The organism is Aurantimonas marina, assembly GCF_017183135.1.
Taxonomy (GTDB): domain Bacteria; phylum Pseudomonadota; class Alphaproteobacteria; order Rhizobiales; family Rhizobiaceae; genus Aurantimonas; species Aurantimonas marina.
The window spans coordinates 16,605-42,130 of sequence record NZ_JADDXW010000019.1 but is presented as its reverse complement, the minus strand read 5'-3'; the positions used below and the strand labels follow the sequence as shown (position 1 = coordinate 42,130).

Genomic DNA, 25,526 nt, shown 5'->3' with positions numbered 1-25,526 from the left:
GTGCCTTTTCAACAATTAAGGCGCTCAACTTGGGATCGAAACGCCATCCTCCTCCTGCTCTGAAAGCGGGGGCTCGCCCCGACTGAAACCCAGAACGCGCACGACGCCGGAAAAATCACGTGTGGAAACGTCGAGACGCAACCGTTGCGAGGCAAATATCGCCGCCACTTCGTCTTCCTGTCCGATGCCGATTTCGACGATCACGCGACCGCCCGGCCGCAACACCGCGTCGATTCCCGCGGCGATCGCACGATAGGCATCCAGCCCATCCTCGCCACCGTCCAGGGCTGCCAGCGGATCATGCTCGCGCACCTCAACCGTGAGGGAGGGGATATCGCCGCTTCTGATATATGGTGGGTTCGACAAGACCAGATCAAGGGGTCCGCCGGCCGCCGCCAGATAATTCGACAGGACAGGCAGCATCCTGCTGGCAACGCCCGCAGCCTCGGCGTTGCGGTAGGCCGTCGCGAGCGCACCGGCCGAAATATCGATCGCCAGGGCCCGCGATTGCGGAAACAGCGCCAGCAGCGAGACGGCGATGGCGCCGGACCCCGTCCCGATGTCGGCGCACAGACATTCCCCGCGCTGCTTGATGATCGCGGCCATTGCCTTGCGCGCCTCGTCGACAAGGATTTCCGTGTCCGGTCGTGGCTCCAGAGTTTCCGGAGAGAGCTCGAACTCGTGCTCGTAGAAGGCGCGCCGGCCGAGTATCCGGTGAACCGGCTCGCCCGCGAGCCGTCTGGTGAGGCGCGATTCAAGCCGCGCCGCCGCCCCGCTCGATACCGCCGTGGCGGACGCCGAATGAACCTCTCCTAGCGGGAGACCCGCGCACTCGGCGAGAAGCAGGCGCGCGTCGAACTCCGGCGTTGCCGATCCGGCCGCGCGCAGGCGCTGCACGGCGTGCCGCAGCAACGGACCCAGCCTGTCGGCCGCCTCAGTCATCCACGCCGACGGCGGCAAGCTGCTGGGCCTGATGGTCGGCGACCAGGGCTCCGACCAGTTCGTCCATGTCGCCCTCGATCACACGATCGAGCTTATAAAGCGTCAAATTGATGCGGTGGTCGGTCACCCGGCCTTGCGGAAAATTGTAGGTGCGGATGCGCTCGGAGCGATCACCGCTGCCGACCTGTCCCTTGCGCGCAGCGGAGCGCTCGTCATCGGCCTTCTGACGTTCGAGGTCGAAAAGGCGCGCCTTGAGCACCTGCATCGCCCGCGCGCGGTTTTGGTGTTGCGACTTTTCCGACGACGTCACCACGATTCCGGTCGGCAGATGGGTGATGCGCACAGCCGAATCGGTGGTGTTGACGTGTTGGCCGCCGGCCCCCGAGGCGCGCATCGTGTCAATGCGGATGTCCTCGGCGCGCACATCCACATCGATGTCTTCGGCCTCCGGCAGAACCGCCACGGTCGCGGCCGAGGTATGGATTCGGCCGCCCGATTCGGTTTCGGGAACGCGCTGCACCCGATGCACGCCGGATTCGAACTTGAGCCGCGAGAACACGCCGGGACCCTGGATCGCCGCGATCACCTCCCGGTAGCCGCCAACCTCGCCCTCGCTCGCCGACAGGAGCTCGACCTTCCAGCGGTTCAACTCGGCATAGCGCTGGTACATGCGGAAGAGGTCACCGGCGAAGAGCCCCGCCTCGGACCCGCCGGTACCGGCGCGGATTTCGAGGATGACGCCCTTCTCGTCCGCGGCGTCCTTGGGCAGCAGCAGAATGCGGATTTCATCGGTGAGCTGTTCGAGACGCTGCTTCAATTCATCGATCTCGATCTCGGCCAGGTCGCGCATCTCGCGATCGGCGGTCGGGTCGTCCAGCAGCGAGCGGGACTCGGCGAGTTCCCGTTCCACCTTGCGATAAGAGCGGATCGCCGCGACCACCGGCTCGAGGCTGGAATATTCCGCGGCGAGCTTGGAATAGACATCGTGAGCCGGCCCCTTGGCCATCTCGTTCTCGAGATGACCAAAACGGGCCAGGATCTCATCGAGGGTCGAATTCGGCAGCGTCGCCATAATGTCCTGAAGCTGATGTCAAAGTGAATGGGGTGCGGCGTAGTCCGCGGCGAAGGGGGCGCGAGCCGCCGGTCACTGCGGTCCGCTAACATGAAATTCCATTGGCTTCCGCGAATTCGACGAGAAGCTGTCGCGGGCTGGCCGCCAGTTGGCCGCCGTTGAGCTGCTGGGCCAGCGCCTCGGAAAGCTTTTCCGCCTCCAGTTCGACGATCATCGCCTTCACCGGACCAATCGAGGGTGGTGCCATGGATATGGAGCGGAAGCCAAGTCCAATCAACGCCATCGCCGAGAGCGGCCGACCTGCCATCTCGCCGCACAGCGTCACCGGGACATCGTGACGCTGCCCGGCATCAACGATCATCTTCAGCGCCCGCAGGAACGGCGCCGACAGATCGTCGAAGCGCGTCGCGACACGCGCATTGCCCCGATCGACCGCATTGAAGAACTGGAATAGGTCGTTCGAGCCGACGGAGACGAAATCGAGCATTTCCATCAGTTCGTCGAGCTGGAACAAGAGCCCCGGCACCTCGATCATCGCGCCGACCTTCAGCCGTTTCGGCATGACATGGCCGAAGCGCGTCAGATGCTTGTACTCGCGGCTGATCATCTCGCGCGCCTGCCGCAGCTCCGAGACCTCCGTCACCATCGGGAACATCACCCGCAGTTCGCGCCCCGCAGCCGCCTTGAGCAACGCCCGCAGCTGGGTGCGCATCAAGCCCGGACGATCAAGGGCAAGCCGCAGCGCCCGGTAGCCGAGCGCCGGGTTTTCCTCCGGCGACTGACTGAGATAAGGCAAGAGCTTGTCGCCGCCGACATCCAGCGTGCGAAACGTCACCGGTCGGCCGTTGGCCGCATCCAGAACCGCGGAATAGAGCCGCTCCTGGTCCCGAGCGCGCGGCATGGTCGAGGCCACCATGAACTGGAGTTCGGTGCGGAACAGGCCGATGCCTTCCGCCCCCGCCGCGTCGAGTTGCGGCAGGTCGACGAGAAGGCCCGCGTTCATCTGCAGGCTGATCGGCACGCCGTCCTTGGTCTCGGTCGGCACGTCTCGCAGGGAATGATAGCGCTGCTGACGCTTAGCCCGGAATGTCACCTTGTCGGAATAGAGCGCCTCGAGTTCCGGCAGCGGCCGGAGGTGGACGCTGCCGTCCTCGCCGTCGACGATGATCGAATCACGGTTCTCCGACATCGAGACCGCACCCTTAACCTGACCGACGACCGGAATTCCCAGCGCCCGCGCCACGATGACGACGTGGCTGGTCGCCGCGCCCTCCTCCAGCACCAGCCCGCGAATGGCGTCGCGGCGATAGTCGAGCAGTTCCGCCGCGCCCATCGAACGCGCGACGATGACTGCGTCGGCATTGTCCGCGCCGGCGTGATCGTCGCGGCCGATCAACTGACGCAGCAACCGGTTGGCGAGATCGTCGAAGTCGTGCAGCCGCTCGCGGATATATGGGTCGGTCATGTGCATCATGCGGGCCCGCATGTCCGACTGCACCTTCTCGACCGCGGCTTCCGCGGTCAGTCCGTTGCGCACGGCCTCCTCTAGCCGGCGCACCCAGCCCCGATCATGGGCGAACATACGGTAGGCCTCGAGCACGGCCCGATGCTCACCCTCGCCCGCCACATCCCGGCGCGACAGCATGCTCTCGATCGACGCCCTAAGGACGCCGAGCGCCTTGTCGAGACGTTCGACCTCCGATTCCATGTCCTCGTTGAAGAGGTTGGTGACAACCACCCGCGGCTCATGCAGAACCACCTTACCAAGGCCGATGCCGTCCGACAGGGCGACACCGTCGAAGCTGACCGGACGCGACAGATCGAGCGCGACGCCGGGGCGTTGCAGACCCTCCAGACTGCCGGCCGCGATCATCTCGGCGACCACCATCGCCACCGTCTCCAGCGCCTCGGACTCCTCGTCACGATAGACCCGCGCGGATTTGTTCTGGACGACGAGCACGCCAAGGGTCCGGCCAGCGCGCAGGATCGGAACGCCGAGGAAGGAGTGGTAAACTTCCTCCCCGGTCTCCGGCAGATAGGTGAAGGCCAGGTGCTTTTGCGCCTCGGACAGGTTCAGCGGCCGCGCCGTCGCCGCGATGGTACCGACCAGGCCCTCGCCGAGCTTCAGTTGGGCGAGGTGGACGGCGCCCGGATTGAGACCCTCGGTGGCGTAGAGCTCCAGCACCGCGTCGGCCCGCAACACGTAGAGCGAGCAGACCTCGGCCACCATGTTCTGGGCAATAGAGCGGACGATCTGGTCGAGACGCACCTGTGCGTCGAGAGGCTCGGCCATGAGCTCCCGGATGCGGCGCATGAGCACGCGCGGACCTGACATGTCGCTTCTCAACAACGCGGTCTTCCGTTTCACGGGCCGCTACGGCGCCGCATCCGGTTCAATCCGGGGGCGGTGCGGCCTGTCTCTACAAGATCACATACTCAGCTTCACTGAGAAACCCACCGGGGCAATGACACGCCGTCGCCCGGAATAACATGCCGTGGCGTGCCTCTCGACGACACGAGGGCATCGCCCCACGACATTACCCCTTGTCGAGGCCATAGACCGAATGCAGGGCGCGGACCGCCAGCTCGGTGTAGTCCCCATCGATCAGGATCGAAATCTTGATCTCGGAGGTGGTGATGGCGCGAATGTTGACGCCACGGTCGGCCAGCGCCTTGAAGGCGGTGGCGGCAACCCCCGTATGGCTGCGCATGCCGACCCCGATGACCGAGACCTTGGTCAGCCCCTGTTCGCTCTGGATCGTGTCGTAGCGCATTTCGGCCTTGGCCCTGTCGAGCACGGCGGTAGCCTTGCCGAGGTCGCCGGCCGGGACCGTGAAGGTCATGTCGGTCGAGGCGCCCGATTCGGAAATGTTCTGGACGATCATGTCCACATTGACGCCGGCCTCGGCGAGCGGCCCGAAGATGGCAGCCGCGACTCCCGGCTGGTCGGCGACCCGGCGCAGCGAGATCTGCGCTTCGTCCCTGGCGTAGGCGATCCCTGTCACGACCTGCTGTTCCACGATTTCATCCTCGTCGCAAATGAGCGTTCCCGGCGGGTTGTCGAAATCGCCCATGCCGGGCGCGTCCGGGTCGTCGAAAGACGAACGCACGAAAGTGCGCACCTTATGCACCATAGCGAGTTCGACGGAACGAACCTGTAGCACCTTGGCGCCGAGCGAGGCCATTTCCAGCATTTCCTCGAAGGAGATGCGGGCCATGCGCCGGGCCTTCGGCTCGATCCGCGGATCGGTGGTGTAGACCCCGTCGACATCGGTATAGATGTCGCAACGATCGGCGCCCAGCGCCGCGGCCACGGCCACGGCTGATGTATCCGAGCCGCCGCGACCGAGGGTGGCGATGCGGTTGTCCGGCGCGATTCCCTGAAACCCGGCGATCACCGCGACCTGGTTGTCCTCGAATCGTCGGATGATGTCGGACGCGTCGATCTCCTGGATGCGGGCCGCGCCGTGGGCGCCGTCGGTCTTGATGGCGATCTGCCAGCCTTGCCAGGAGCGCGCATTAACCCCCATCCCCTGCAACGTGATCGCCAGGATGCCGGCCGTCACCTGCTCACCCGACGCAACGACGGCGTCGTATTCGCGCGCGTCGTGGATCGGCGAGGCCTCGCGGCACCAGCCGACGAGCTCATTGGTCCGGCCGGCCATGGCGGAGACGACGACGGCGACATCGTGACCCGCGTCGACCTCGCGTTTGACATGCCGCGCGACGTTGCGGATGCGGTCGATGTCGGCGACGGAGGTTCCGCCGAATTTGAGGACGAGACGGGCCATGAAAACGGGTTCGGTGTCTTGCGGGACCGCGGCCCGAAGGGCCTGGTCGTTGGCGGGTGCAACGAACCGCTCGTGAAAGCGCGTTCTTGACATGCCCGGTTAGGGTTGAGCGGGCGTTCCCTAACCGATGCGTGGCGCAACTGCAATCGGGACGCCTTTTGAAACGCCCCTGGCGGTTCGCTTTCGCAGTGCTATCGAAAGGGCCGGCCCCCAGCGCCGGGTTCGATTACGCCCTGATCTCCAGTCGCCTCATCCATAGTCCCAACGCGATGCGCCACGCCCCGCATCGAAGGCGAGAGCCACATAGCGGGAATTGCGGTAGTGAAATCGCGGGCGCCGGCGCCGGTGCATGAATCGGCTGGCCATCGTCGTGGCGCAAGCAGGCAAGGTGGCCGCATCGTCGAACGGAACGATGTGGTGGATCAGCACGACCGGGCGTCGATCGCGGATCCCCTTGCACCAGCTCAGGGTCGCCAGTGCGCGGATCAACCCCGGCAGCCCGCGCCTCGTCGCGCGCCGGGACAACCACCATAGGCCGCAGATCGTCGCCCATCCGATCCCTGGCGATCGACGACACAGAAGGACGATGCGGGACGGCGAGCGAAGCGTAGCTCGCTTTCGATGAACAGGGCTTACGGCCGCTCCCGGCTGCATCCGCCCCAATGGTTTTCTCTTCGCGAGAGATGACGATCTGCCGTCGTATCGGAACGGAGCCGAAACATCGGACTACACCGCCGCGTTTCCACGCCGGCCGGCCAAATCGTTACCCGACTTCCAAATCCGCTCGGACGCGCGCCCGTCCGTAGGCTCACCGGCTTGACTTTGGACCTCGCGACGGAACATGCGGACGGACATCGGCAAGACGGACGAGGGTCGAATGAACACCACCGAAAGCACGACGGTCGACGCGGGCGAAGTGGAGCGCTTCTCGCGTCTCGCCCAGGAATGGTGGAATCCGGCCGGCAAGTTCAAGCCGCTGCACAAGTTAAACCCCGTACGGCTCGAATATATTCGCGAACAGCTGGCGATGAATTTCGACCGCGACGTGCGGAGCGGACGTCCCTTCAAGGGGCTGTCAGTGCTCGATATCGGCTGCGGTGGCGGGCTGATCTGCGAGCCGATGGCAAGGCTTGGGGCCGATGTCGTCGGCGCCGACGCATCGGAAACCAATATCGAGGTGGCAAAGATCCATGCCGCCGAGAACGGCCTTTCGATCGATTATCGGGCGACCACCGCCGAGGCGATCGCGGCAACGGGCGAGCGCTTCGACGTCGTTCTGGCGCTCGAAATCGTTGAACACGTCGCCGATGTCGATCTGTTCCTGGCATCCTGCGCGCAGATGGTGAAGCCTGGCGGGCTTCTGTTCGTTGCCACGATCAACCGGACCTTCAAGGCACTCGGTTTCGCGATCGTCGGCGCCGAATATGTGCTCGGCTGGCTGCCGAGGGGCACCCATCAATACGCCAAGCTGGTGCGTCCGGAGGAAATCGCCGCGCCGGTCGAGCGGGCTGGGCTCTCGATGATCGATGAGACAGGCGTCGTCTACCATCCACTGGCCGACGCCTGGCGCCGCTCGCGCGATCTCGACGTCAACTACATGGTGCTGGCGCGGCGACCGTCCGCATAAGCAAAGGCTGGGGAATTGCGACCCCCGGTCGCCAGAGGCAAGCTGCGCGCAAGCTAGCGGTTGCATTATTCAGTTGCGGGCGCGCTGTGCGCGCATCACCACAGACTCAATGATCTGACGGGAACCGGCACGTGTAGACAGCGAACACCGGAGGACGAGATGATCGCGGCACAAGCAGACAGCATACCCAACGAGGCGAGTTGTCCGATCCATCTGGAGGTCTTGGCACTGCTGTTGCGCTCGGACAGCCGTACCAAAGAGGCTCTGATCCAGGAAGTCCCCGGCCCATCGCGGGCGAGATTGGCCTTTTTCTGCTATAATCGCGTTCATCTTCGCTCATTGGCGTTTCAGGTCGCTGCCCTGTGCGAACTGCGCGATCTGCGGTTGATCGCGGGTACCAAGGGCGATCTCCTCTATAGCCAGGCGACGGAAGCCGGTCTGTTCGACGACAGCGACCCCGCGTCGCGGCGCAAGGGCGTGACCCTCGCCCGCACAGCGCGCGGCTGACGGCGCCTGCACGGCCGCGTCAATTCTTGTCTTCGGGGAGCGCCGGCAAGGGGAACGCGGCGATGCCCTCCTCGCGCAGACCTTCGACATCCTGCGTCGAGGCCTCGCCATAGATCTGACGATGCTGGGTCTCGCCGTAATGGATGCGCCGTGCTTCCTCGGCGAATTTCGGCCCGACATAATCCGACCTCGCGCGTAATTCGCGCGCCATCGCCTGAAGCCTGGCGATCGCTTTCGCCGCCTCGGCGTTGGCGAACTCCCCGGCCGGCTCGGCCGGTTCCCCCGCCTCGCCGGTCGAAGCCTCCGGCGCCGTGGTCTTTGCGCTCGTCGCGACCGCGGGCTTCATCAAGGCCTTGGAGACATGGCTCGAGCCGCAGATCGGGCATGCGAGCAAGCCGGCGGAGGCCTGCCGCTCGAAATCCGCGCCGGACCGGAACCAGCCATCGAATTCATGTGCGGCGGGATGGCAGCGGAGCGCGAAGCTGATCACTCAGCCGCCTCGAGAGAACCGGTCACGCGGATTTGCGCCGTCGCCTCGCCCACGGCGAAGGCGCGAGCGTTCCTCAGGTTCGGTATCTTCGCCCGCGCCGCCGCCACCTCGGCGGTGTCGATCGTTGCCACAGCAATCCCCGGCTCATGGCCGTCGACCTCGGCAACCACCCGCCCCCACGGATCGACGATCAGCGAATGGCCAAAGGTCTCGCGGCCGTCGTCATGCCGCCCGCCTTGCGCCGCGGCCACCACATAGGCGCCGTTCTCGATTGCGCGGGCGCGCAAGAGGACGTGCCAATGCGCCTCGCCGGTCTGGCGGGTGAAGGCCGCCGGCGCCGTGAGGATTTCGGCACCGGCCAGCGCCTCCTCGCGAAACAGATGCGGAAACCGCATATCGTAGCAGATCGCGAAGCCGAGCCGTGCGGCGCCATCGGAAAATTGCAGGTCGGCCAGCGCCGCGCGGTTTCCCGGCCGGTAGGTTCGCGATTCGCGCCAGCTCTCGCCATTGTCGAGATCGACATCGAACATGTGGATCTTGTCGTAGGTGGCGACGCGGCTGCCATCTGGCGCGAACAGGAAAGCCCGGTTGGCCACCTTGCCGTCGCCAGCCGCGATGGCTGTCGAGCCGAGATGCAGATAGACCGCGTGTTCCTTCGCGAGTCGTCCGGCCGTGGCGACCAGGATGTCGTCGTCCTCGGAGCGGAGACGTTTCATCAGCTCGGCGCGGTCGCGATGGACCATGCCGGTCATTTCCGGTGACTGCAGATAGGACGCGCCCTCGGCCACGGCTTCACGGACCAAGCCTTCGAGGGCTTCGGCATTGGCCTGCGGCTCGAGCCGGGAGCGCATCTGCAGGACAGCGGCGCGAAAGACGGTCATGGCAAAGTCCCGATGGTCAATGATACCCTGTCATGCGGAAAGCAACGCGTCGAGTTTTCCGGCACGTTCCAACGCGTAGAGCTCGTCGCAGCCGCCGACATGGGTGTCGCCGATGAAGATTTGCGGAAAGGTCACGGTGCCCTTCGCCCGCTGGTACATTTCCTGGCGCAATTGCGGGGAGGAACTCGCGTCCTTCTCCTCGTAGGACTGTCCCTTCTGCTCGAGCAGTTGCTTGGCGCGCACGCAAAAGCCGCAGAACTGGCGGGTATAGATGGTCACGTCCGGCATCAGATCACATTCCTGGTTATGAACCCGGAAGCATATGGCTTCACTCCATGCCGGCCGCAACCCTCGCGAAAGTCAGAACGTCGACATCTGTCGCGCCGGCCCGCTTCAGGGCTCGTGTCGCGCTCGCGGCGGTTGCGCCGGTCGTGTAGACGTCGTCGACGAGCAAGACGCGGCGACCGTCGATCTCCTGACGCCGCGCGTCGATGACGCGAAAGGCGCCGCGGACATTGTCCCACCGCTGGCGCGAACCAAGCCCGACCTGGCTGCGCGTCGGCTTCACCCGCCTGAGCGCTAGCGGCGCGAAGGCGATGTCGGCGTTGCGGGCGAGCAGCCGGGCAATTTCCGCGGACTGGTTGAACCGGCGCCGCCACAGCCGGCCGGCATGCAGCGGAACCGGCACCACGACATCGGCGTCGCCGAGAAGCTCCGCGCCCGAGCGCGCCATCCATCCGGCCATCAGCGGCACCAGATCGGTGCGATCGCCGTATTTCAGCGCCGTGACCAGGCGGGCGGCGAGATCCTGGTAGATCACCGCGGCCCGCAGCCGGGCGAAGGGCGGCGGGTCGGCGATAGCCTCCGCCGACAGGAACCCCTCGCCGAGATCGTAGGCGAATGGCAGCCCCAGGACCTCGCAATAGGGCCGCTCGATGAAGCGCAGTTTCGCCCAGCAGGCCGGGCAAACGGTGTCCACGCCGGTGATTGCCACCTGACATCCCGGACAGACCGGCGGAAACAATAGCCGGCCGATCGCGTCGCCGACGGCTCCGGTGCGGCGCTTGAATGGGCTCATTGCGTCATCCTGCCCTCCAGCCCCATGCCCCCGGTTGACTACATCGACCGGTCGGGTCACCTCGACGACGGGGGCCGTCCCCCGTCCCCTTGACGATACGCCACCCGCTGTCAGCTACAAGCGCTGTCGCGGTCACCTTCGACAGAGCGCCGAGAGATCATGCCGGACATTTTGGATCACCAGGTTTTCGATCGTACCTTGCTCGACCGTCGACGGCAGCGCTGGCTTGACGCTGAGCCGCGGGCGGGCGTCGGCTTTCTGCTGCGGGCGGTGGCCGACGAACTTGGCGACCGGCTGTCGCTGGTCGAACGCCGGTTTGCGGTCGCCGTCGACCTGGGCGGCCACACCGGCGACATGGCGGCGCGGCTTCGCGCCGGCGGCCAGGCCGACCACGTCGTGCGGATCGAGCGTCTGGCGGCTCTGCTGGAGGGGGAGGAATTTGCCTGCGTCGGCGACGAGGAAACCCTGCCGCTGGCTGACGATAGCGTCGATCTCATCGTCTCCACTCTCTCGCTGCATCTGACCAACGACACGCCGGGCACCCTCGTCCAGATCCGGCGGGCGCTCCGGCCGGACGGTCTCTTCCTTTGCGGCTTTCTCGGCGGCGAGACCTTGTCGGAACTTCGGTTCGCGCTTCTGGCGGCCGAAGCTGAGATCACCGGCGGCGTCTCGCCGAGGGTCGCGCCGTTTACCGATGTGCGCGATGCCGGCGGCCTGCTGCAACGGGCCGGTTTCGCGCTGCCGGTCGCCGACCAGGATCGGCTGACGGTGCGTTACGACACGCTGTTCGATCTGATGGCGGATTTGCGCGCGATGGGCATGGCCAACATGCTGGTCCAGCGGTCCCGTCGTCCGGCCTCGCGGCGATTGTTCCTGCGGGCGGCCGAGATCTACGCCGAACGCTTCGCCGATCCCGACGGACGCATTCGCGCGACGTTCGACATCGTCTACCTGTCCGGCTGGCGGCCGCATGACAGTCAGCAAAAGCCCCTGCGGCCGGGCAGCGCCCGGACCAGCCTCGCCGCGGCGCTCAAGGACAGATCGGATGATTTGACGTGACGGCTTGTCAGAAGGCGGCGGAAACCGCCGCGAACGGGCCAGTCAGGCTCGTGCCGATCGCCGTCGCGCCCACAATGATCGCAAGCGATATGATCCCGGCAATCAGCGCGTATTCGATGGCCGTCGCGCCGGTGACGTCATGGCGAAGCATCTTAGCGGCCTGGGGCGCGCTTCCAGGCTGACGTCGCGCCCCTTGCCGGTTCAGCACGCGCCGGTGCTCCCACCGTCCGAGAAGATCACGCAGGGCCGGGCGCCTGTCCGCTGCAAAACACTGCGCCGCACGGTATAGCGATTCGAGGACCCGATGGAGCCTGTGGCCATCCTGTCGAGTTGGGGAGCGGCGGTGGAAACCACATAGTCGGCCCCGCGTTTGGCAGCCGGCGCGACGATCAGCGCTAGTGCCATCGCGATCGACCCGAACAGCAGCGTCGCCCGGAACAGCCCGGTCCGGATTTCGACGATGGAGTCGGACGCGCGGCGTCCGCCGTCCAGTTCGTCATCAGCCTCGAAATCGCGCATCGTTTCCTCACAAAGCTGGCAAGCTCCGAAAATCAATATGCGCGCCTACAGTGAAAAAGCTCTTAAGCGACTCAGTGCGCTTTCACGGCTATGTAACCACTTTTTCCCGCGCGCCCTCAGAGCAGATCGATCAGATGGGGGATCAAAGGCTCGTCGGCGGGCGGCATCGGGTAGTCCCGAAGCTGCGTCGCGCGGACCCATTTCAGCCGCTGCCCCTCGCGCGGAGCCGGGATGCCCTCATAACGGCGACAGATGTAAAGCGGCATGAGGAGATGGAAATCGTCGTAGGAGTGACTGGCGAAGGTCAGCGGCGCCAGACAGGCCGCCTTCGTCACGATGCCCAGTTCCTCGCGCAATTCGCGGATCAGCGTCGCCTCCGGCGTTTCGCCGGGCTCGACCTTGCCGCCGGGAAATTCCCACAAGCCGGCGAGCGGCTTGCCGGCCGGACGCTCCGCGATGAGCAGGCGTCCGTCGGCATCGATCAGCGCGCAGGCGACCACGAGCAGCAGACGACGTTCTGCCGACATCATCGCGTCCCGTCCGGCGGTGCCCGATAGACGTAGCGATAGGCTTCCGAAAAGCCGAGCGAACGGTACAGCGACAGCCCCGCCGTGTTGGCGGCCTCGACCTGCACCCAGCCGGTCCTTGCACCCTTGTGGACGGTATAGCCGAGCGCCGTCGCGACAAGGTCGCGACCCAATCCCTTCTGGCGTTCGCGGCGATGGACGGCCACATCGAGAAGCCCGGCGAGATCATTATCGTGGATCGCGAGCGCCACCGCGACCGGCGAACCGGCCTCGTTCTCGCGAACGAACAAGCCCGTCGGCGGTCGGATCGCCTCCAGTATGTCCGTCAGTCCCGTACGTAGGGCCGACGGGCGTTCGTGGACCCGAAGGCTGGCCTCGACATAGCGGGCCGTGTCGCGAATCGGGATCCGCTCGATCGGGGCGCTGAGATCGAGTTGGGTCAGATCCGCCGTCATGACGATCGACTCGTCGAAGTGCTCCCATCCCTCCGCATCGAGATAGTCGACGAGTTCGGGAGGGGCCAACGGCGACTGCCGGACGATAATCGCGCGGCCGAATTGCGTAAACGTCTCGCCGGCGCGCGCGATGCGCTGCGCGATATTGGAATTGTCGGACGGATCGAGCGGATTGACGGAGTTCAGGCGTTTGGCGGGGAACGACGCGGTCAGGCGCACCGCCCAGGTGCCGTCGAACGCGGTAGAAGACGCCGGCCAGGCCCGGAAACCGGCCGCCTCGAGCCGCCGAACGACGGCGAGTTGGCGCATCGTCTCAGCTTCGGTAATCGCCATTGATCGCGACATAGTCCTTGGTCAGATCGCAGCTATAGACCGTCCAACGTCCGGTTCCGAGGCCGAGCTCGACCCGGATCGGGATCTCGGCCTCGCGCATCACGGCCGAGGCTTCGGCTTCGGAATAGTCGGGATCGCGCGCGCCGTCCTCAGCGACACGAACACCGCCGAAATGGATGGTCAGCCGGTCGCGGTCGGCCTCTTCGCCGGCCTTGCCGACGGCCATGACGACGCGACCCCAATTGGCGTCCTCGCCGGCCACGGCTGTCTTGACCAGCGGTGAATTGGCGATCGACAGGGCAATCCGCTTGGCGGCCGCATCGCTGGTCGCGCCCTCGACGGTGACCTGAATCTCCTTGCGCGCGCCCTCCCCATCGCGCGCCACCTGGCGCGCGAGATCGAGCATGAGATCACCGAGCGCTTCGCGAAAGCCCGCGACACGCCCATCGTCGGCGTCGGAAATATTCGGGCAGCCGCGCCGCGCGGCGGCGCCCGTCGCGAAAAGAAGCAGCGTGTCGGAGGTCGAGGTATCGCTGTCGACCGTTACCGAATTGAAGCTCGGGGCGACGGCCTCAATCAGCATCGCCTGCAACGCCGGCGACGCGATCGCCGCATCGGTAGCGACGAAGGACAACATCGTCGCCATGTCCGGCGCGATCATCCCGGCACCCTTCGCGATGCCGTTGATCGTTACGACGGTCCCCTCGATCGTCACCGTCCGGGTCGCCAACTTGGGATAGGTGTCGGTGGTCATGATTGCGTCGGCGGCCTCGCGCCAGCCGTCGCCGACAGCCCGTTCGGCCAAGCCTGCAAGGAGGCCGGTGAACTTGCCGGAATCGAGCGGTTCGCCGATGACCCCCGTCGAGGCGAGAAAGATGTCCTGCGGAGACGCATCGACCGCCGCAGCGGCGGCCGCCGCGGTTCTCGACGTGGCTTCATGCCCCCTCTTGCCAGTGAAGGCGTTGGCGTTACCGGAGTTGACGACCAGCGCCCGGGCAACGCCGCCACGAAGGCTCTCACGGCTAAAATCCACCGGCGCCGACGGGCATTTCGACGTGGTAAAGACACCGGCGACCGCAGCCGGCCCATCGAAGCTCATCAAGAGGACGTCGGTGCGGCCGGCATATTTGATGCCGGCGGCGGCCGTCGCGATCCGCACACCCTCGATCGGTGGGAGGGCCGCGAAGGCGGTCGGGGCAAGCGGCGAGACGGTCGTCGTCATATCGTCACCGGGACAGGTCGGTTGCAAAAGGAAACGGAAGGCATTCGACAGTGCAACGAAGCAGCCGCATCACGGCCGGCCGCGATATCCGTGCGGACAGGCTGGCACCGAGGCCATCCGCCGATCCTGGCGCGATCGAAACCGGCGGATCGGACGAACGGCTCTCGGGAAAGGACTGCTATTTCGCGGCCGGTTCGGTGGCGGGAGCGACATCCGGCTCCATGCTTTTTTCGATCGCCTCGACCTGCTTTTTCATCTCCGGGTCGACGTATTCGACCGAAAGCGCAGCGCGCGCATCGCGCACCAGTTCCATATATTTCTCGCGCAGAACAACCTGGCGCACCTGATCCTTGATCTGCTCGAAGCTCGGCTTCTCCGCCTCGCGCTTTTCCTCGACCTTGATCACATGCCAGCCGAACTGGGTCTCGACCGGTTCCTTGGTATAGCTGCCCGGCTCCATTGCGAACGCCGCCTTCTCGAAGGCCGGCACCATCTGGCCAGCGCCGAAGAACCCGAGGTCGCCGCCTTCGGGGCCGGACGGGCCGGTGGATTTCTCCTTGGCCACCGCCTCGAAATCCGCGCCCTCGTCGAGCTGCTTGATCACCGCCTCGGCCTCTTCCTTCGTCTTCACCAGAATGTGACGGGCATGTACCTCCTCTTTCGCGTCGATGGAGGCGATCTCCTTGTCGTAGCGCGCCTTGAGGTCCTCGTCTGTCACACCCGCGACGCCGTTCTTCGCGAAATAGGCGTTGTGTAGCGCGCGGTCGCGCTGGAAGGCGATCTCGGTGGCAACGTCCGGCTCGTCCTGAATTTTCGCCTTCTCCGCTTCCTGGGCAAGGGCCTTGATGTCGATCAGGGCGGACAGCAATGCCAGCTTGCGCTGCTCGGGCGGCAGCTGGGCGAACTGCTGGCCGATCGCGCCCGCTGCGGCCATGAGGTCGCGCTCGGTGATCTCCTTGCTCCCCACCTTGGCGACGACGTCGGATTCGGCGGCGGAAACCGGCGCGGCGAAGGTCACGAGAGCCAGGGCGCTCGCTGCTAGCGTCAGTCGAAGGTCGAAAGTCATGGCAAAGACCGTCCTTTGCGGTTCAAGGGAAAACGAGCCCGAATACCAAGCCGCGAGTTCATTGCACAGCGGCTCCGCGCGAGCTGCCCATACGGCGCGGCGGCCTTTGGCGGCACGCCGTTGACATCGGTTTGGCCCCCTCTTATCTCTCGCGCGATCTGAAAGTCCAGCCGCCTTCCGCGAAGTTTGAGGGCTTCCGACATTCCAGCGACTGTCCGGAATCGGCGGCGGCGGCCGGCAAGCCGGTTGCGGCGACGGCGACTCACATACTTGGAAGGACCGGTTCATGGTCAGTTTTGGCGGGCTCGCCCGCAAGTTGCTGGGTTCGGCGAACGATAGGGTGGTGCGGCGCTTTCAGCCGAAGATCCAGCCCATCGCCGCCTTCGAAGAGGAGTTTTCCCGCCTCACCGACGACGAGCTTCGGGCCAAGACCGAGGCGTTTCGCGCTGAGATCGCTGCGGGGAAAACCATCGACGATCTTCTGGCACCGGCCTTCGCGGTCGTGCGCGAAGGTGCCAAGCGGGCACTAGGCATGCGCCATTTCGACGTTCAGATGATCGGTGGCATGGTGCTGAACTCCGGCGCCATTGCCGAGATGAAGACCGGCGAGGGCAAGACCCTCGTCGCAACCCTCGCCGTCTATCTGAATGCGCTGGAGGGCAAAGGCGTCCACGTCGTCACCGTCAACGACTACCTGGCGTCGCGCGATGCCGAGTGGATGGGCCGGCTCTACCGCTTCCTCGGGCTGACCGTGGGCACTATCGTGCATGGCATATCGGACGAACAACGCCGGGCGGCCTACGCCTGCGACGTGACCTACGCCACCAACAACGAACTCGGCTTCGACTATCTGCGCGACAACATGAAGTACGAACGCGACCAGATGGTCCAGCGCGGCCACAATTTTGCGATTGTCGATGAGGTCGACTCGATCCTGATTGACGAAGCGCGTACGCCACTGATCATCTCCGGGCCGCTCGACGATCGATCCGAGCTTTACAAGACCATCGACGCCTTTATCCCCCAGCTCGACAAAAGCGATTACGAACTCGACGAGAAGCAGCGCACGGCGACCTTCACCGAGGAGGGCAACGAGAAGCTGGAGCGGCTTCTGGAAGCCGCCGGCCACCTTCAGGGCGACTCGCTTTACGACATCGAAAACGTCGCGATCGTCCACCATGTCAACAACGCCCTGAAAGCCCATGCGCTGTTCCAGCGCGACAAGGACTACATCGTCCGCAACGACGAGATCGTCATCATCGACGAGTTCACCGGCCGCATGATGCCGGGCCGGCGCTATTCGGAAGGCCTGCACCAGGCGCTCGAGGCCAAGGAAGGCGTCACCGTCCAGCCGGAGAACCAGACGCTGGCCTCGATCACCTTCCAGAACTACTTCCGGATGTACAAGAAGCTGGCCGGCATGACCGGCACGGCGCAGACGGAAGCTGCCGAATTCGGGGATATCTACGGCCTCGACGTGATCGAGATCCCCACCAACCTGCCGATCCTGCGCCTCGACGAGGACGACGAGGTGTACCGGACCTTCGAAGAGAAGTTCCGGGCGATCAGCCGGGAAATCCAGGATGCCGCGTCGCGCGGCCAGCCGATCTTGGTCGGCACCACCTCGATCGAAAAATCCGAGCTGCTCGCCGAACGGCTGCGCAAGGACGGCCTGAAGGATTTCCAGGTCCTCAATGCCCGCTATCACGAGCAGGAAGCCTACATCGTCGCCCAGGCGGGTGTACCCGGCGCTGTCACCATCGCCACCAACATGGCCGGCCGCGGCACCGACATCCAGCTCGGCGGCAACGCCGACATGCGGACCGAGCGGGAACTCGCCGACATGCCCGACGGGCCGGAGCGCAAGGCCAAGGAAGATGCGATTCGAGCAGACATCAAGCGCCTGAAAGACGAAGCGATCGCGGCTGGCGGCCTTTACGTGTTGGCAACCGAACGTCATGAGAGCCGGCGAATCGACAATCAGTTGCGCGGCCGCTCCGGACGCCAGGGCGATCCGGGCCGCTCGAAATTCTATCTGTCGCTGCAGGACGATCTGATGCGCATCTTCGGGTCCGAGCGAATGGACTCGATGCTGACCAAGCTCGGCCTCAAGGAGGACGAGGCGATCGTCCACCCCTGGATCAACAAGGCGCTGGAGAAGGCGCAGAAGAAAGTCGAGGCGCGCAACTTCGACATTCGCAAGAACCTGTTGAAATACGATGACGTGATGAACGACCAGCGCCGCGTCATCTTCGATCAGCGCATCGAGCTGATGGACGCCGAGGAGCTCGACGAGACGATCGCGGACATGCGGCACGAAACCATCGAGGCGATGGTCGCCCGCCATATTCCCGAACGGGCCTATCCCGAGCAATGGTCGATCGCGGAACTGAAGGCCGATGCGCTGGAACTCCTGAACCTCGACCTGCCGGTCGCGGAATGGGCGGCCGAGGAAGGGATCGCCGAGGACGACATCCGCGAGCGTATCCGCGAGGCGGCCGACGCCGCTGCCCGCGACAAGGGCGAGCGCTTCGGGCGGGAGGTGATGACCTACGTCCAGCGCAATGTCGTGCTGCAGACGCTGGATGCACTCTGGCGCGAGCACCTGGTCAATCTCGATCATCTGCGTTCGGTGGTCGGCTTCCGCGGCTACGCCCAGCGTGACCCGCTGAACGAGTACAAGTCGGAATCCTTCGAGTTGTTCGAGGCCATGCTCGGCAATCTCCGGGAGCGGACGACGAAGCAATTGGCCCGCGTCGAGATCGTGCGCCCCGAAGAGCAGCAGGAGGCGCCGCCGCTACCGCGGATGGAAGCCCATCACTTCGACGCATCGACCGGCGTCGACGAGTTGGGCGATGGAGCCAAGCGGCTCACCGCGAATTTCACCCCGGCCGATGCCGACGGGCTTCGCCGCGATCCGAACGACACCAGCAGCTGGGGTCCGGTCGGCCGCAACGAGCCTTGTCCCTGTGGTTCGGGCAAGAAGTTCAAGCACTGCCACGGTGCCCTGGTCTGAGGGCGTCTGACCACACGCAGACCCAATACGAAACGGCCGCCGGAGCAAAGCTTCGGCGGCCGTTTCGTTCACAGCATCGGACGATAACTTGGTCGCGGTTCTGTTTCCCGGTTCGCCGCGATGATCCAAGCGGATCGCGGCGAGGAGCGTAGCGGCGCTCCGGTCGAGCCGTACGCCAATGTTGGGCGTGGGACGACCGCCCTCCCTTACTTCAAGAAGCCGGAAAAGATCGATCCGCTCGAGGATGATGACCGGCCGATGCGGTTGCCCTCCCGGTCGTAACCCTCGCGGCGATGCTGTTCCGCGGCATAGGCCTCGGCCGTGATCGGCTGGCCCGTGCGATAGCTGAAATTTGCGGTTTCCGCGAACTCGCTCGGCGCCATCGACGCGGCGATCGTCTGCTCCTTGGTCTCGTCGGCGGTCACTTTGGCCGCCACTTCCGGCGCCAGGTCAAAGTCCGGACATGCCCCGGTCGGAGACAGACCCGCAACGGTCTCGGCGCTTTGGTCGAAGACGTAACGCCGATCGCAGACGCCGACATTCGGCTGGCGGCGGGTGATCTCGAAGTGATCCGAGCCCTTCTTCAGCATCTTCCAGAATTCGTAATGTTCGGAATTGCGATGCCGCGCCATGTTCTTCGGCGTCATGCGGAACGGGTAGGCCTGGATCTGGAACGCCCGTTGGCCACCCTGGAAGGATTCGCGGGCCAGCGCGAAGATTTCGGTGATCTGGCCGTTATCCATAGCGTAGCAGCCGGCGGAATTGCAGGAGCCGTGGATCATCAGGAAGGTGCCAGTGCGTCCGTTCGCCCGGTCATAGGCGTTCGGAAAGCCCATATTGACGGACAGATAGTAATTCGAGTTCGGGTTCAGCTGCCCCGGCGTGACGGTGTAAAAGCCTTCCGGCGCCTGCCGGTCACCCTCACGGAACTTCGGCCCGAGCTTTCCCGACCAAGCACAGATCGGATAGGCCTTGAGCAGCGCATAGGTCCCGTCGTCCTTCTGTTTCCAGACTTCGAGTTCGGATTCTTCCTTGAACAGCCGGACGAGGATCGGCGACTTGACACCCATCCCGTTGGCCTTGATCGCCTGAACCAGCGCGGCCGGCAACGGCGCATTCGCGGGCATGAGATCACTGTATTGGCAGGCGGTAAGCGTGAAGAGCCCCAGCGCGAGCGCGGCAGCCGTCACGAGGCGGCGGACGAACATCCCCTCATTCCCCATCGCATACGAGGATCGCCCGGCGATCCCCGTCCCCACTCGGATCGCGGCCATAGCGGAGCCGCTCGATCCCTTGCGATGGCGAACCCCGGCCAGGCTGGCCGGGCCCATCGCAGACTTGATCCATTATACCGCGATCAGGGTAAAAGAATCCCTAAGCCGCGCGTTTCGACAGATCGGTCAAGACTTATTGTCTTAAGCGATGACCATGGCCGCAATTTGGCAAATGCCGATGGGTAAGGAAACCGGCAACCGCGGCAGAACGGCAACAGGCCTCACAGATTCCGCCCGATCGCCAGAAACTTGTCCCGACGCTGACGCCGCAGCGCCTCGCCATCCAGGCTCGCGAGGTCCGCAAAGGCGGCCCGCACCGCATCCGCCGCCTTTTCGATCCCTTCCTCCGGCGAGCGATGAATGCCGCCGACGGGTTCCTCGATGATGGTGTCGATGACCCCGAATCCCTTCAGGTCCTGCGCGGTGATCTTCATGGCTTGGGCGACGTCGCGCGCCCGCGTCGCATCGTGCCACAGGATCGATGCCCCGGCCTCGGGGGAAATGACGGAGTAGATCGCGTGTTCGAGCATCAGCACGCGGTTCGCGGTGGCGATGGCGATGGCCCCGCCCGATCCGCCCTCTCCGATCACCAGCGACACCAGCGGCACCTTGAGATTGAGGCAGGCCTCCGTCGACCGTGCGATGGCCTCGGCCTGGCCACGCTCCTCGGCGCCGATACCGGGATAAGCGCCGGCTGTGTCGACGAGAGTGAGAACGGGGATGGCGAAGCGCTCGGCGAGTTCCATGACGCGGGCGGCCTTGCGGTAGCCCTCGGGCCGGGCCATGCCGAAATTGTGCTTGAGGCGGCCCTGCGTGTCGCTGCCCTTTTCCTGACCGATAACCGCGATCGACTGGCCGTCGAAACGGCCGAACCCGCTGATGATCGCGTAATCCTCGGCATAGAAACGGTCGCCGGCCAGCGGCACGAAATCGGTGATCAGCCGGCCGATATAGTCGAGGCAATGCGGGCGGTCGGGATGTCGCGCGACCTGGGTCTTCTGCCAGGGCGTCAGCTTGCGGTAGAGGTCGGCCAGGGCATCGCGTGAGCGCTTTTCGAGCCGTTGGGTTTCGTCAGTGACGTCGACCGCGTCTTCGCCGCCCTTCATCTTCTTCAGTTCGATGATCTGGCCTTCCAGATCCGCTACCGGTTTTTCGAAATCCAGATAATTATGCATCGGTTACGCGGCGTCGGCCGTCCTTTGGATTTGGCGACCGGCAGGGTGGCCGGCTGGCCGCGAGGCAATATCGACGGTGGCCCGTCCGGCCACCCTCCGACGCCAGCGGCTGAAAGGTCTTCGTGCGCGGCGGAAACTGGCTACACGCCGCCGCCTTGTCAAGGAATCCCGCGCGCGGGATCAATCGCCGCTGAGCGCCGACAGCGGATGATGATCGGTCACGAGACGGATCAGGCGTTCTTCCAGGACATGGGTGTAGATCTGCGTCGTCGAAATATCGGCGTGACCGAGAAGTTCCTGCACGGCCCGCAGATCGGCGCCGTTCTGCAGAAGATGGCTGGCGAAGGCGTGGCGCAAGACGTGCGGCGACATCCGCGCGGCGGGAATGCCGGCGCGGACCGCGAGCGCTTTCAGGTCGCGCGCAAAGGCCTGACGGGTCAAATGTCCGCTTTCCGAGAGCGCCGGAAAGAGCCATTGCCCATCGTCGGCGATGCCGGCCACGCGCATCGCCTCGGCAAATCGCGCCAGGGCTTCCCGGGCGGCCTCGCCGATCGGCACCATCCGCTCCTTGTCGCCCTTGCCGCGCACGACGATCATCCGGTTTTTCGCGCGCAGCACCGACCGCGGCAGGCTGACGAGTTCGGAGACCCGCAGTCCGGTCGCGTAGAGAAGCTCGACCAGCGCGCACAGCCGCGCCGCCCGCGCGAGGCGGCGCGGCGAAGCATCCGGGTCTCGCGCCTCCTCGTCGGCCCGGCCGATCAGCCGGTCGACCTCGTCCTCGCTCATGATCTTCGGCAGCGGTCGCTTTTTCCGCGCACCCTCGATCGGCCCGGTGGGGTCATCCCCGCGGTGACCCTCGGCATAGAGAAAGCGGTAGAACTGGCGCAGCGCAGACAGCCGCCGCGAGCGGCTGCTCTCGGCAAAGCCGCGGGCCCCGAGCCGCGCGACATAGGCGCGGATGTCGTCCGTCTGCGCGCCCGTCAGCGAACCGCCTTGCCCGGAAACGAAGCCCGCCGCGTCCTCGAGGTCGCGCCGATAGGCGGCGATGGTGTTGTCGGAGGCCCCCCGCTCCACCGCCATCATCTCGAGAAAGCTCTCGATGTCGGCTTCGTCGCCCCGACCGGCCGGGCCGACGACAACGGGCGGGCTGGCGGCCGCGCTCACCGGCGAAGAGTCTCCATGGGCGACGTCGGGGCGAGTTGCGGCAACGGCACGTCCACCGTCATCTCGCGGCGGGTCGGCTCGACGAAGTAGACGAGCGCCGCCATGATGCCGTAGATGATGCCGGCGAGGATGAGCAGCGTCGTCAGGAGGCGAACGAGGGTCGGCATCGTGGTCTGGCGCACTCACTGCTGGGTCGAATCCCGTTGCGGCCATTTGCTTCTAGTGAGAATGGCGCGGGACGCAAGCGACGCGCCCGGTTCTGTTCCGGCATAACCGACGGTTTTTAAGATTTCCTGTCCTTCGGCACGTGCCGGAGCATGGGAAGGTAGCGAAAGGCGCCATGAGAAGCGAATTATCCCCGGACGGAGCAGCGGCGATCCAGGACCGACTCGGCAACCGTTCGATCGCACTCATCGGCCTGATGGGCGCCGGCAAGACGACGGTCGGTCGTCGGCTTGCCACGTTGCTCGCCCTGCCCTTTCGCGACACCGACATCGAGATCGAGGCAGTGTCGCGCATGACCATCCCCGAACTGTTCGCGGCCTATGGCGAGCCCGAGTTCCGGGCCCTGGAAGCGCGCGTCGTCGCCCGCCTCGCCGCCGAGGGACCGCAGGTGATCGCGACCGGCGGCGGCGCCTATCTGCATAACGAGACGCGCGCCATGCTGAAACGGACGGCGATCACGGTCTGGCTGAAGGCCGATCTGGAAACGTTGATGGAGCGCGTGTCGCGCCGGTCCAACCGGCCGCTGCTGAAGACCGACGACCCGCGCGAGGTCATGCGTCGCCTCATCGATATCCGTTATCCGGTCTATGCCGAAGCCGACATCACCATCGGCACGCGCGACGTGAAGCGCGACATCATCGCGGCCGAGATTTTCGAAGCCTTGGACCGCCATCTCGATACGGAGACGACCCGATGAAACGTGAAGCGGCCTATCAGACGGACAACGGCGCGGCGACGCCCCGGTGCGTGGTCGTCGATCTGGGAACGCGTTCCTACGACATCCTGATCGGACCCGGTCTGGTCGACGAAGCCGGAACGGAGATCGCGCGCCGGCTGCCGGGCATCCGCGCCGCGGTGGTCACCGACGAGACCGTCGCCGGCCTGCATCTCGATCGCCTGTCGATCGCATTGCGTGCCGCCGGCATCGACCATTCGACGATCGTCCTGCCGGCTGGCGAGACGACGAAATCCTTCGCGCATCTGACCCAGGTCGTCGACGAAGTGCTGGCGCAACGCCTGGAGCGCGACGACGCGGTCATCGCTCTCGGCGGCGGCGTGATCGGCGATCTCGCCGGCTTTGCCAGCGCGATCGTGCGGCGTGGCATGCGCTTCGTCCAGATGCCGACGACGCTGCTTGCCCAGGTCGATTCATCCGTCGGCGGCAAGACCGGCATCAACTCGCCGCGCGGCAAGAACCTGGTCGGGGCGTTCCATCAACCCTCCCTGGTCCTCGCCGACACGGCTTTGCTCGACACGCTGTCGCCGCGCGAATTCGCGGCCGGCTACGCCGAAATCGTCAAATACGGACTGATCGACCGGCCGGATTTCTTCGACTGGCTCGATCGAAACTGCGAGGCGGTGTTTGCGGGCGGCCCCGAGCGGGCGGACGCGATTCGACAAAGCTGCAAGGCCAAAGCCGTCGTCGTAGCGGCGGACGAACGCGAGAACGCCGGCCGCGCGCTGCTCAATCTCGGCCATACCTTCGGCCACGCGCTGGAGGCCGCGGTCGGCTATGATTCGCGCCGGCTCGTGCATGGCGAGGGAGTCGCGATCGGCATGACGCTCGCCTACCGGTTCTCGACCGAACGCGGCCTCTGCCCGGCCGAGGATGCCGATCGTGGCGAAGCCCATCTTCGGGCCGCCGGCCTGCCGACCCGGATCGGGGAAATCCCCGGCGCGCCACTCACCACCGCACAGCTGATGGCCGGCATCGCTCAGGACAAGAAGGTGAAACGCGGCCGCCCGACCTTCATCCTGACGCGGGGCATCGGCCGGGCGTTCCTCGAGGGCGATGTCGCGCCGGCCGCCGTCGAAGCCTTTCTCGACCGGGAGATCGCCCGATGACCACGACCTTGTGGATCATGCTCGCTATTGTTCTGGTCCTCGTTTCGATATCGGCGTTTTTCTCGGGCTCCGAGACCGCGCTCACCGCCGTGTCGCGAGCGCGGCTGATGAGCTTCGAGAAGAACGGCGACCAGCGCGCCGGGATCGTGCAGCGGCTGATCGAACAGAAGGACCGGCTGATCGGCGCCCTTTTGATCGGCAACAACCTCGTCAACATCCTCGCCTCGTCGCTGGCCACGACCGCCTTTCTCCAGCTCTTCGGGGAGGCCGGCGTCGTCTATGCGACCATCGCCATGACCATCATCGTCGTCATTTTCGGCGAGGTGCTGCCGAAATCGGCCGCGATCGCCCGGCCCGACGGATTTTCGCTCGCCGTCGCCCGGCCGGTGTCGATGGTGGTCGCGCTGTTCGGGCCGTTGACCCGCATCGTCAACTGGATTGTCCGGCGCGTCCTGGCCATGTTTGGCGTCAGTCTGGAATCCGACGCCTCGCTGCTGACCGCCCATGAGGAGCTGCGCGGAGCCGTCGAAGTGCTCCACCGCGAGGGCGCGCTCGTCAATGCCGACCGCAACCGGCTGGGCGGGCTGCTCGACCTGCACGAGTTGGAAGTCTCCGACGTGATGATCCATCGCACCGGGATGCGGCAGGTGAACGCCGACGACGGACCGGCCGAGATCGTCCGCCAGATCCTCGAAAGCCCTTACACCCGCTTGCCTGTATGGCGCGGCCACTACGACAACATCGTCGGAGTCGTCCATGCCAAGGACCTGCTCCGCGCCCTGCATGAGGTCGACAACGACCCCGCCAAGGTGGACATCCTGAAGATCTGTAGCCAGCCGTGGTTCGTGCCCGAAACGACGACGCTGCAGGACCAGCTCAACGCCTTTTTGCGCCGCAAGTCGCATTTCGCCATCGTGGTCGACGAATATGGCGAGGTCGAAGGGCTGATCACGCTGGAGGACATTCTGGAAGAGATCGTCGGCAACATCGCCGACGAGCACGACATCGACATGCAGGGCGTCAAGATCGAAGCCGACGGATCGGTCATCGTCGACGGCCAGGTGCCGATCCGCGACCTCAACCGGGCGCTGGACTGGAACCTGCCGGACGAAGAGGCGGTGACGATCGCCGGATTGGTCATTCATGAAACCCAGACGATCCCGGAAGAGCGGCAGGCCTTCACCTTCTTCCACAAACGCTTCACGGTTCTCAAGCGCGAGAAGAACCGGATCGCCAAGTTGCGCATCCGCCCTGCGAC

Annotated in this window: 25 protein-coding genes and 1 pseudogene; 7 read left to right on the top strand and 19 right to left on the bottom strand. The window is 65.3% G+C overall.

Annotated features, from left to right (window positions below; genetic code table 11):
- Positions 1-24 precede the first annotated feature (24 nt).
- The 5 genes from prmC to ING15_RS17155 all read right to left on the bottom strand — a co-directional run bounded on the left by prmC (position 25) and on the right by ING15_RS17155 (position 6,294).
- Positions 25-942, bottom strand: a complete 918-nt coding sequence (gene prmC / locus ING15_RS17175; protein ID WP_206456070.1) for a peptide chain release factor N(5)-glutamine methyltransferase — start codon at positions 940-942, stop codon at positions 25-27.
- A complete protein-coding gene (gene prfA, locus ING15_RS17170) occupies positions 935-2,014 on the bottom strand; it encodes a peptide chain release factor 1 (RefSeq protein ID WP_206456069.1) in 1,080 nt (359 codons plus the stop codon). Before prfA ends, prmC begins: the two co-directional genes overlap by 8 nt.
- Positions 2,015-2,099: 85 nt before the next feature.
- Entirely contained in the window at positions 2,100-4,307 is a 2,208-nt protein-coding gene (gene ptsP, locus ING15_RS17165) for a phosphoenolpyruvate--protein phosphotransferase (protein ID WP_232845842.1), read from the bottom strand.
- A gap of 244 nt (positions 4,308-4,551) precedes the next feature.
- Complete coding sequence (locus ING15_RS17160; protein WP_206456067.1) at positions 4,552-5,805, bottom strand: aspartate kinase; 1,254 nt, start codon at positions 5,803-5,805, stop codon at positions 4,552-4,554.
- Positions 5,806-6,054: 249 nt separating this feature from the next.
- The gene (locus ING15_RS17155; protein ID WP_206456066.1) at positions 6,055-6,294 is read right to left on the bottom strand and encodes a hypothetical protein; all 240 of its coding nucleotides are present in this window, start codon (positions 6,292-6,294) and stop codon (positions 6,055-6,057) included.
- Between the two features lie 388 nt (positions 6,295-6,682).
- On the opposite strand from ING15_RS17155, the gene ubiG reads away from it, so the two are divergent.
- On the top strand, positions 6,683-7,432 hold the full coding sequence (gene ubiG, locus ING15_RS17150) for a bifunctional 2-polyprenyl-6-hydroxyphenol methylase/3-demethylubiquinol 3-O-methyltransferase UbiG (protein ID WP_206456065.1): 750 nt from the start codon (positions 6,683-6,685) through the stop codon (positions 7,430-7,432).
- 159 nt (positions 7,433-7,591) lie between these two features.
- A complete protein-coding gene (locus ING15_RS17145) occupies positions 7,592-7,939 on the top strand; it encodes a hypothetical protein (protein ID WP_206456064.1) in 348 nt (115 codons plus the stop codon).
- Positions 7,940-7,958: 19 nt separating this feature from the next.
- Here ING15_RS17145 and ING15_RS17140 read toward each other — a convergent pair whose 3' ends face one another.
- Genes ING15_RS17140 through ING15_RS17125 form a run of 4 tightly spaced genes read right to left on the bottom strand, consistent with a single transcriptional unit; the run spans position 7,959 to position 10,388 of the window.
- Positions 7,959-8,429, bottom strand: a complete 471-nt coding sequence (locus ING15_RS17140; protein ID WP_206456063.1) for a DUF1178 family protein — start codon at positions 8,427-8,429, stop codon at positions 7,959-7,961.
- The gene (locus ING15_RS17135) at positions 8,426-9,310 is read right to left on the bottom strand and encodes a carbon-nitrogen hydrolase family protein (protein WP_206456062.1); all 885 of its coding nucleotides are present in this window, start codon (positions 9,308-9,310) and stop codon (positions 8,426-8,428) included. The genes ING15_RS17140 and ING15_RS17135 overlap by 4 nt, the downstream gene beginning before the upstream one ends.
- A 30-nt stretch (positions 9,311-9,340) precedes the next feature.
- A complete protein-coding gene (gene grxC / locus ING15_RS17130; RefSeq protein ID WP_206456061.1) occupies positions 9,341-9,598 on the bottom strand; it encodes a glutaredoxin 3 in 258 nt (85 codons plus the stop codon).
- Between the two features lie 40 nt (positions 9,599-9,638).
- The gene (locus ING15_RS17125; protein ID WP_206456060.1) at positions 9,639-10,388 is read right to left on the bottom strand and encodes a ComF family protein; all 750 of its coding nucleotides are present in this window, start codon (positions 10,386-10,388) and stop codon (positions 9,639-9,641) included.
- A gap of 159 nt (positions 10,389-10,547) precedes the next feature.
- On the opposite strand from ING15_RS17125, the gene ING15_RS17120 reads away from it, so the two are divergent.
- Positions 10,548-11,447 (top strand): class I SAM-dependent methyltransferase, encoded by a 900-nt coding sequence (locus tag ING15_RS17120; protein ID WP_206456059.1) that lies wholly within the window; start codon positions 10,548-10,550, stop codon positions 11,445-11,447.
- Between the two features lie 7 nt (positions 11,448-11,454).
- On the opposite strand, the gene ING15_RS17115 is transcribed toward ING15_RS17120, so the two are convergent.
- The 6 genes from ING15_RS17115 to ING15_RS17090 all read right to left on the bottom strand — a co-directional run bounded on the left by ING15_RS17115 (position 11,455) and on the right by ING15_RS17090 (position 15,569).
- On the bottom strand, positions 11,455-11,598 hold the full coding sequence (locus ING15_RS17115; RefSeq protein WP_206456058.1) for a Flp family type IVb pilin: 144 nt from the start codon (positions 11,596-11,598) through the stop codon (positions 11,455-11,457).
- 50 nt (positions 11,599-11,648) lie between these two features.
- The gene (locus ING15_RS17110; protein ID WP_206456057.1) at positions 11,649-11,966 is read right to left on the bottom strand and encodes a hypothetical protein; all 318 of its coding nucleotides are present in this window, start codon (positions 11,964-11,966) and stop codon (positions 11,649-11,651) included.
- Between the two features lie 116 nt (positions 11,967-12,082).
- Entirely contained in the window at positions 12,083-12,493 is a 411-nt protein-coding gene (locus ING15_RS17105; protein WP_408628706.1) for a (deoxy)nucleoside triphosphate pyrophosphohydrolase, read from the bottom strand.
- Positions 12,493-13,281 carry a GNAT family N-acetyltransferase gene (locus ING15_RS17100; protein ID WP_232845841.1) on the bottom strand — a complete coding sequence of 263 codons (789 nt, stop codon included), beginning with the start codon at positions 13,279-13,281 and terminating at the stop codon, positions 12,493-12,495. Before ING15_RS17100 ends, ING15_RS17105 begins: the two co-directional genes overlap by 1 nt.
- Positions 13,262-14,503, bottom strand: coding sequence for a bifunctional glutamate N-acetyltransferase/amino-acid acetyltransferase ArgJ (gene argJ / locus ING15_RS17095; protein WP_206456054.1), 1,242 nt, complete (start codon positions 14,501-14,503; stop codon positions 13,262-13,264). The genes ING15_RS17100 and argJ overlap by 20 nt, the downstream gene beginning before the upstream one ends.
- Before the next feature lie 178 nt (positions 14,504-14,681).
- Positions 14,682-15,569, bottom strand: coding sequence for a peptidylprolyl isomerase (locus tag ING15_RS17090; RefSeq protein WP_206456053.1), 888 nt, complete (start codon positions 15,567-15,569; stop codon positions 14,682-14,684).
- Between the two features lie 286 nt (positions 15,570-15,855).
- On the opposite strand from ING15_RS17090, the gene secA reads away from it, so the two are divergent.
- Complete coding sequence (gene secA, locus ING15_RS17085; RefSeq protein WP_206456052.1) at positions 15,856-18,585, top strand: preprotein translocase subunit SecA; 2,730 nt, start codon at positions 15,856-15,858, stop codon at positions 18,583-18,585.
- Positions 18,586-18,791: 206 nt separating this feature from the next.
- Here the strand turns inward: secA and ING15_RS17080 are convergent, their stop codons facing one another.
- The 4 genes from ING15_RS17080 to ING15_RS17065 all read right to left on the bottom strand — a co-directional run bounded on the left by ING15_RS17080 (position 18,792) and on the right by ING15_RS17065 (position 22,365).
- Complete coding sequence (locus ING15_RS17080) at positions 18,792-19,793, bottom strand: L,D-transpeptidase family protein (RefSeq protein WP_206456051.1); 1,002 nt, start codon at positions 19,791-19,793, stop codon at positions 18,792-18,794.
- A gap of 287 nt (positions 19,794-20,080) precedes the next feature.
- Positions 20,081-21,034 (bottom strand): acetyl-CoA carboxylase carboxyltransferase subunit alpha, encoded by a 954-nt coding sequence (locus tag ING15_RS17075; RefSeq protein ID WP_206456050.1) that lies wholly within the window; start codon positions 21,032-21,034, stop codon positions 20,081-20,083.
- A 180-nt stretch (positions 21,035-21,214) separates the two neighbouring features.
- Positions 21,215-22,198, bottom strand: coding sequence for a site-specific tyrosine recombinase XerD (locus ING15_RS17070; protein WP_332873853.1), 984 nt, complete (start codon positions 22,196-22,198; stop codon positions 21,215-21,217).
- Complete coding sequence (locus ING15_RS17065; protein ID WP_206456049.1) at positions 22,195-22,365, bottom strand: histidine kinase; 171 nt, start codon at positions 22,363-22,365, stop codon at positions 22,195-22,197. Before ING15_RS17065 ends, ING15_RS17070 begins: the two co-directional genes overlap by 4 nt.
- A 173-nt stretch (positions 22,366-22,538) precedes the next feature.
- Between ING15_RS17065 and ING15_RS17060 the strand changes: the two genes are divergently transcribed.
- The 3 genes and pseudogenes from ING15_RS17060 to ING15_RS17050 form a co-directional block, all read left to right on the top strand.
- Entirely contained in the window at positions 22,539-23,120 is a 582-nt protein-coding gene (locus tag ING15_RS17060) for a shikimate kinase (protein ID WP_206456048.1), read from the top strand.
- On the top strand, positions 23,117-24,268 hold the full coding sequence (aroB, locus tag ING15_RS17055) for a 3-dehydroquinate synthase (protein ID WP_206456047.1): 1,152 nt from the start codon (positions 23,117-23,119) through the stop codon (positions 24,266-24,268). Before ING15_RS17060 ends, aroB begins: the two co-directional genes overlap by 4 nt.
- Positions 24,265-25,521 (top strand): annotated as a pseudogene (locus tag ING15_RS17050) (HlyC/CorC family transporter); the annotation flags it as partial. The gene aroB and the pseudogene ING15_RS17050, both read left to right, overlap by 4 nt.
- Positions 25,522-25,526 lie beyond the last annotated feature (5 nt).

Coding starts and splice junctions, on each gene's coding strand:
- prmC (WP_206456070.1), bottom strand. CDS start 942: ATGACTGAGGCGGCCGACAGGCTGGGTCCGTTGCTGCGGCACGCCGTG.
- prfA (WP_206456069.1), bottom strand. CDS start 2,014: ATGGCGACGCTGCCGAATTCGACCCTCGATGAGATCCTGGCCCGTTTT.
- ptsP (WP_232845842.1), bottom strand. CDS start 4,307: ATGGCCGAGCCTCTCGACGCACAGGTGCGTCTCGACCAGATCGTCCGC.
- ING15_RS17160 (WP_206456067.1), bottom strand. CDS start 5,805: ATGGCCCGTCTCGTCCTCAAATTCGGCGGAACCTCCGTCGCCGACATC.
- ubiG (WP_206456065.1), top strand. CDS start 6,683: ATGAACACCACCGAAAGCACGACGGTCGACGCGGGCGAAGTGGAGCGC.
- ING15_RS17145 (WP_206456064.1), top strand. CDS start 7,592: ATGATCGCGGCACAAGCAGACAGCATACCCAACGAGGCGAGTTGTCCG.
- ING15_RS17135 (WP_206456062.1), bottom strand. CDS start 9,310: ATGACCGTCTTTCGCGCCGCTGTCCTGCAGATGCGCTCCCGGCTCGAG.
- grxC (WP_206456061.1), bottom strand. CDS start 9,598: ATGCCGGACGTGACCATCTATACCCGCCAGTTCTGCGGCTTTTGCGTG.
- ING15_RS17125 (WP_206456060.1), bottom strand. CDS start 10,388: ATGAGCCCATTCAAGCGCCGCACCGGAGCCGTCGGCGACGCGATCGGC.
- ING15_RS17120 (WP_206456059.1), top strand. CDS start 10,548: ATGCCGGACATTTTGGATCACCAGGTTTTCGATCGTACCTTGCTCGAC.
- ING15_RS17115 (WP_206456058.1), bottom strand. CDS start 11,598: ATGCTTCGCCATGACGTCACCGGCGCGACGGCCATCGAATACGCGCTG.
- ING15_RS17110 (WP_206456057.1), bottom strand. CDS start 11,966: ATGCGCGATTTCGAGGCTGATGACGAACTGGACGGCGGACGCCGCGCG.
- ING15_RS17105 (WP_408628706.1), bottom strand. CDS start 12,493: ATGTCGGCAGAACGTCGTCTGCTGCTCGTGGTCGCCTGCGCGCTGATC.
- ING15_RS17100 (WP_232845841.1), bottom strand. CDS start 13,281: ATGGCGATTACCGAAGCTGAGACGATGCGCCAACTCGCCGTCGTTCGG.
- argJ (WP_206456054.1), bottom strand. CDS start 14,503: ATGACGACGACCGTCTCGCCGCTTGCCCCGACCGCCTTCGCGGCCCTC.
- ING15_RS17090 (WP_206456053.1), bottom strand. CDS start 15,569: ATGACTTTCGACCTTCGACTGACGCTAGCAGCGAGCGCCCTGGCTCTC.
- secA (WP_206456052.1), top strand. CDS start 15,856: ATGGTCAGTTTTGGCGGGCTCGCCCGCAAGTTGCTGGGTTCGGCGAAC.
- ING15_RS17080 (WP_206456051.1), bottom strand. CDS start 19,793: ATGTTCGTCCGCCGCCTCGTGACGGCTGCCGCGCTCGCGCTGGGGCTC.
- ING15_RS17075 (WP_206456050.1), bottom strand. CDS start 21,034: ATGCATAATTATCTGGATTTCGAAAAACCGGTAGCGGATCTGGAAGGC.
- ING15_RS17065 (WP_206456049.1), bottom strand. CDS start 22,365: ATGCCGACCCTCGTTCGCCTCCTGACGACGCTGCTCATCCTCGCCGGC.
- ING15_RS17060 (WP_206456048.1), top strand. CDS start 22,539: ATGAGAAGCGAATTATCCCCGGACGGAGCAGCGGCGATCCAGGACCGA.
- aroB (WP_206456047.1), top strand. CDS start 23,117: ATGAAACGTGAAGCGGCCTATCAGACGGACAACGGCGCGGCGACGCCC.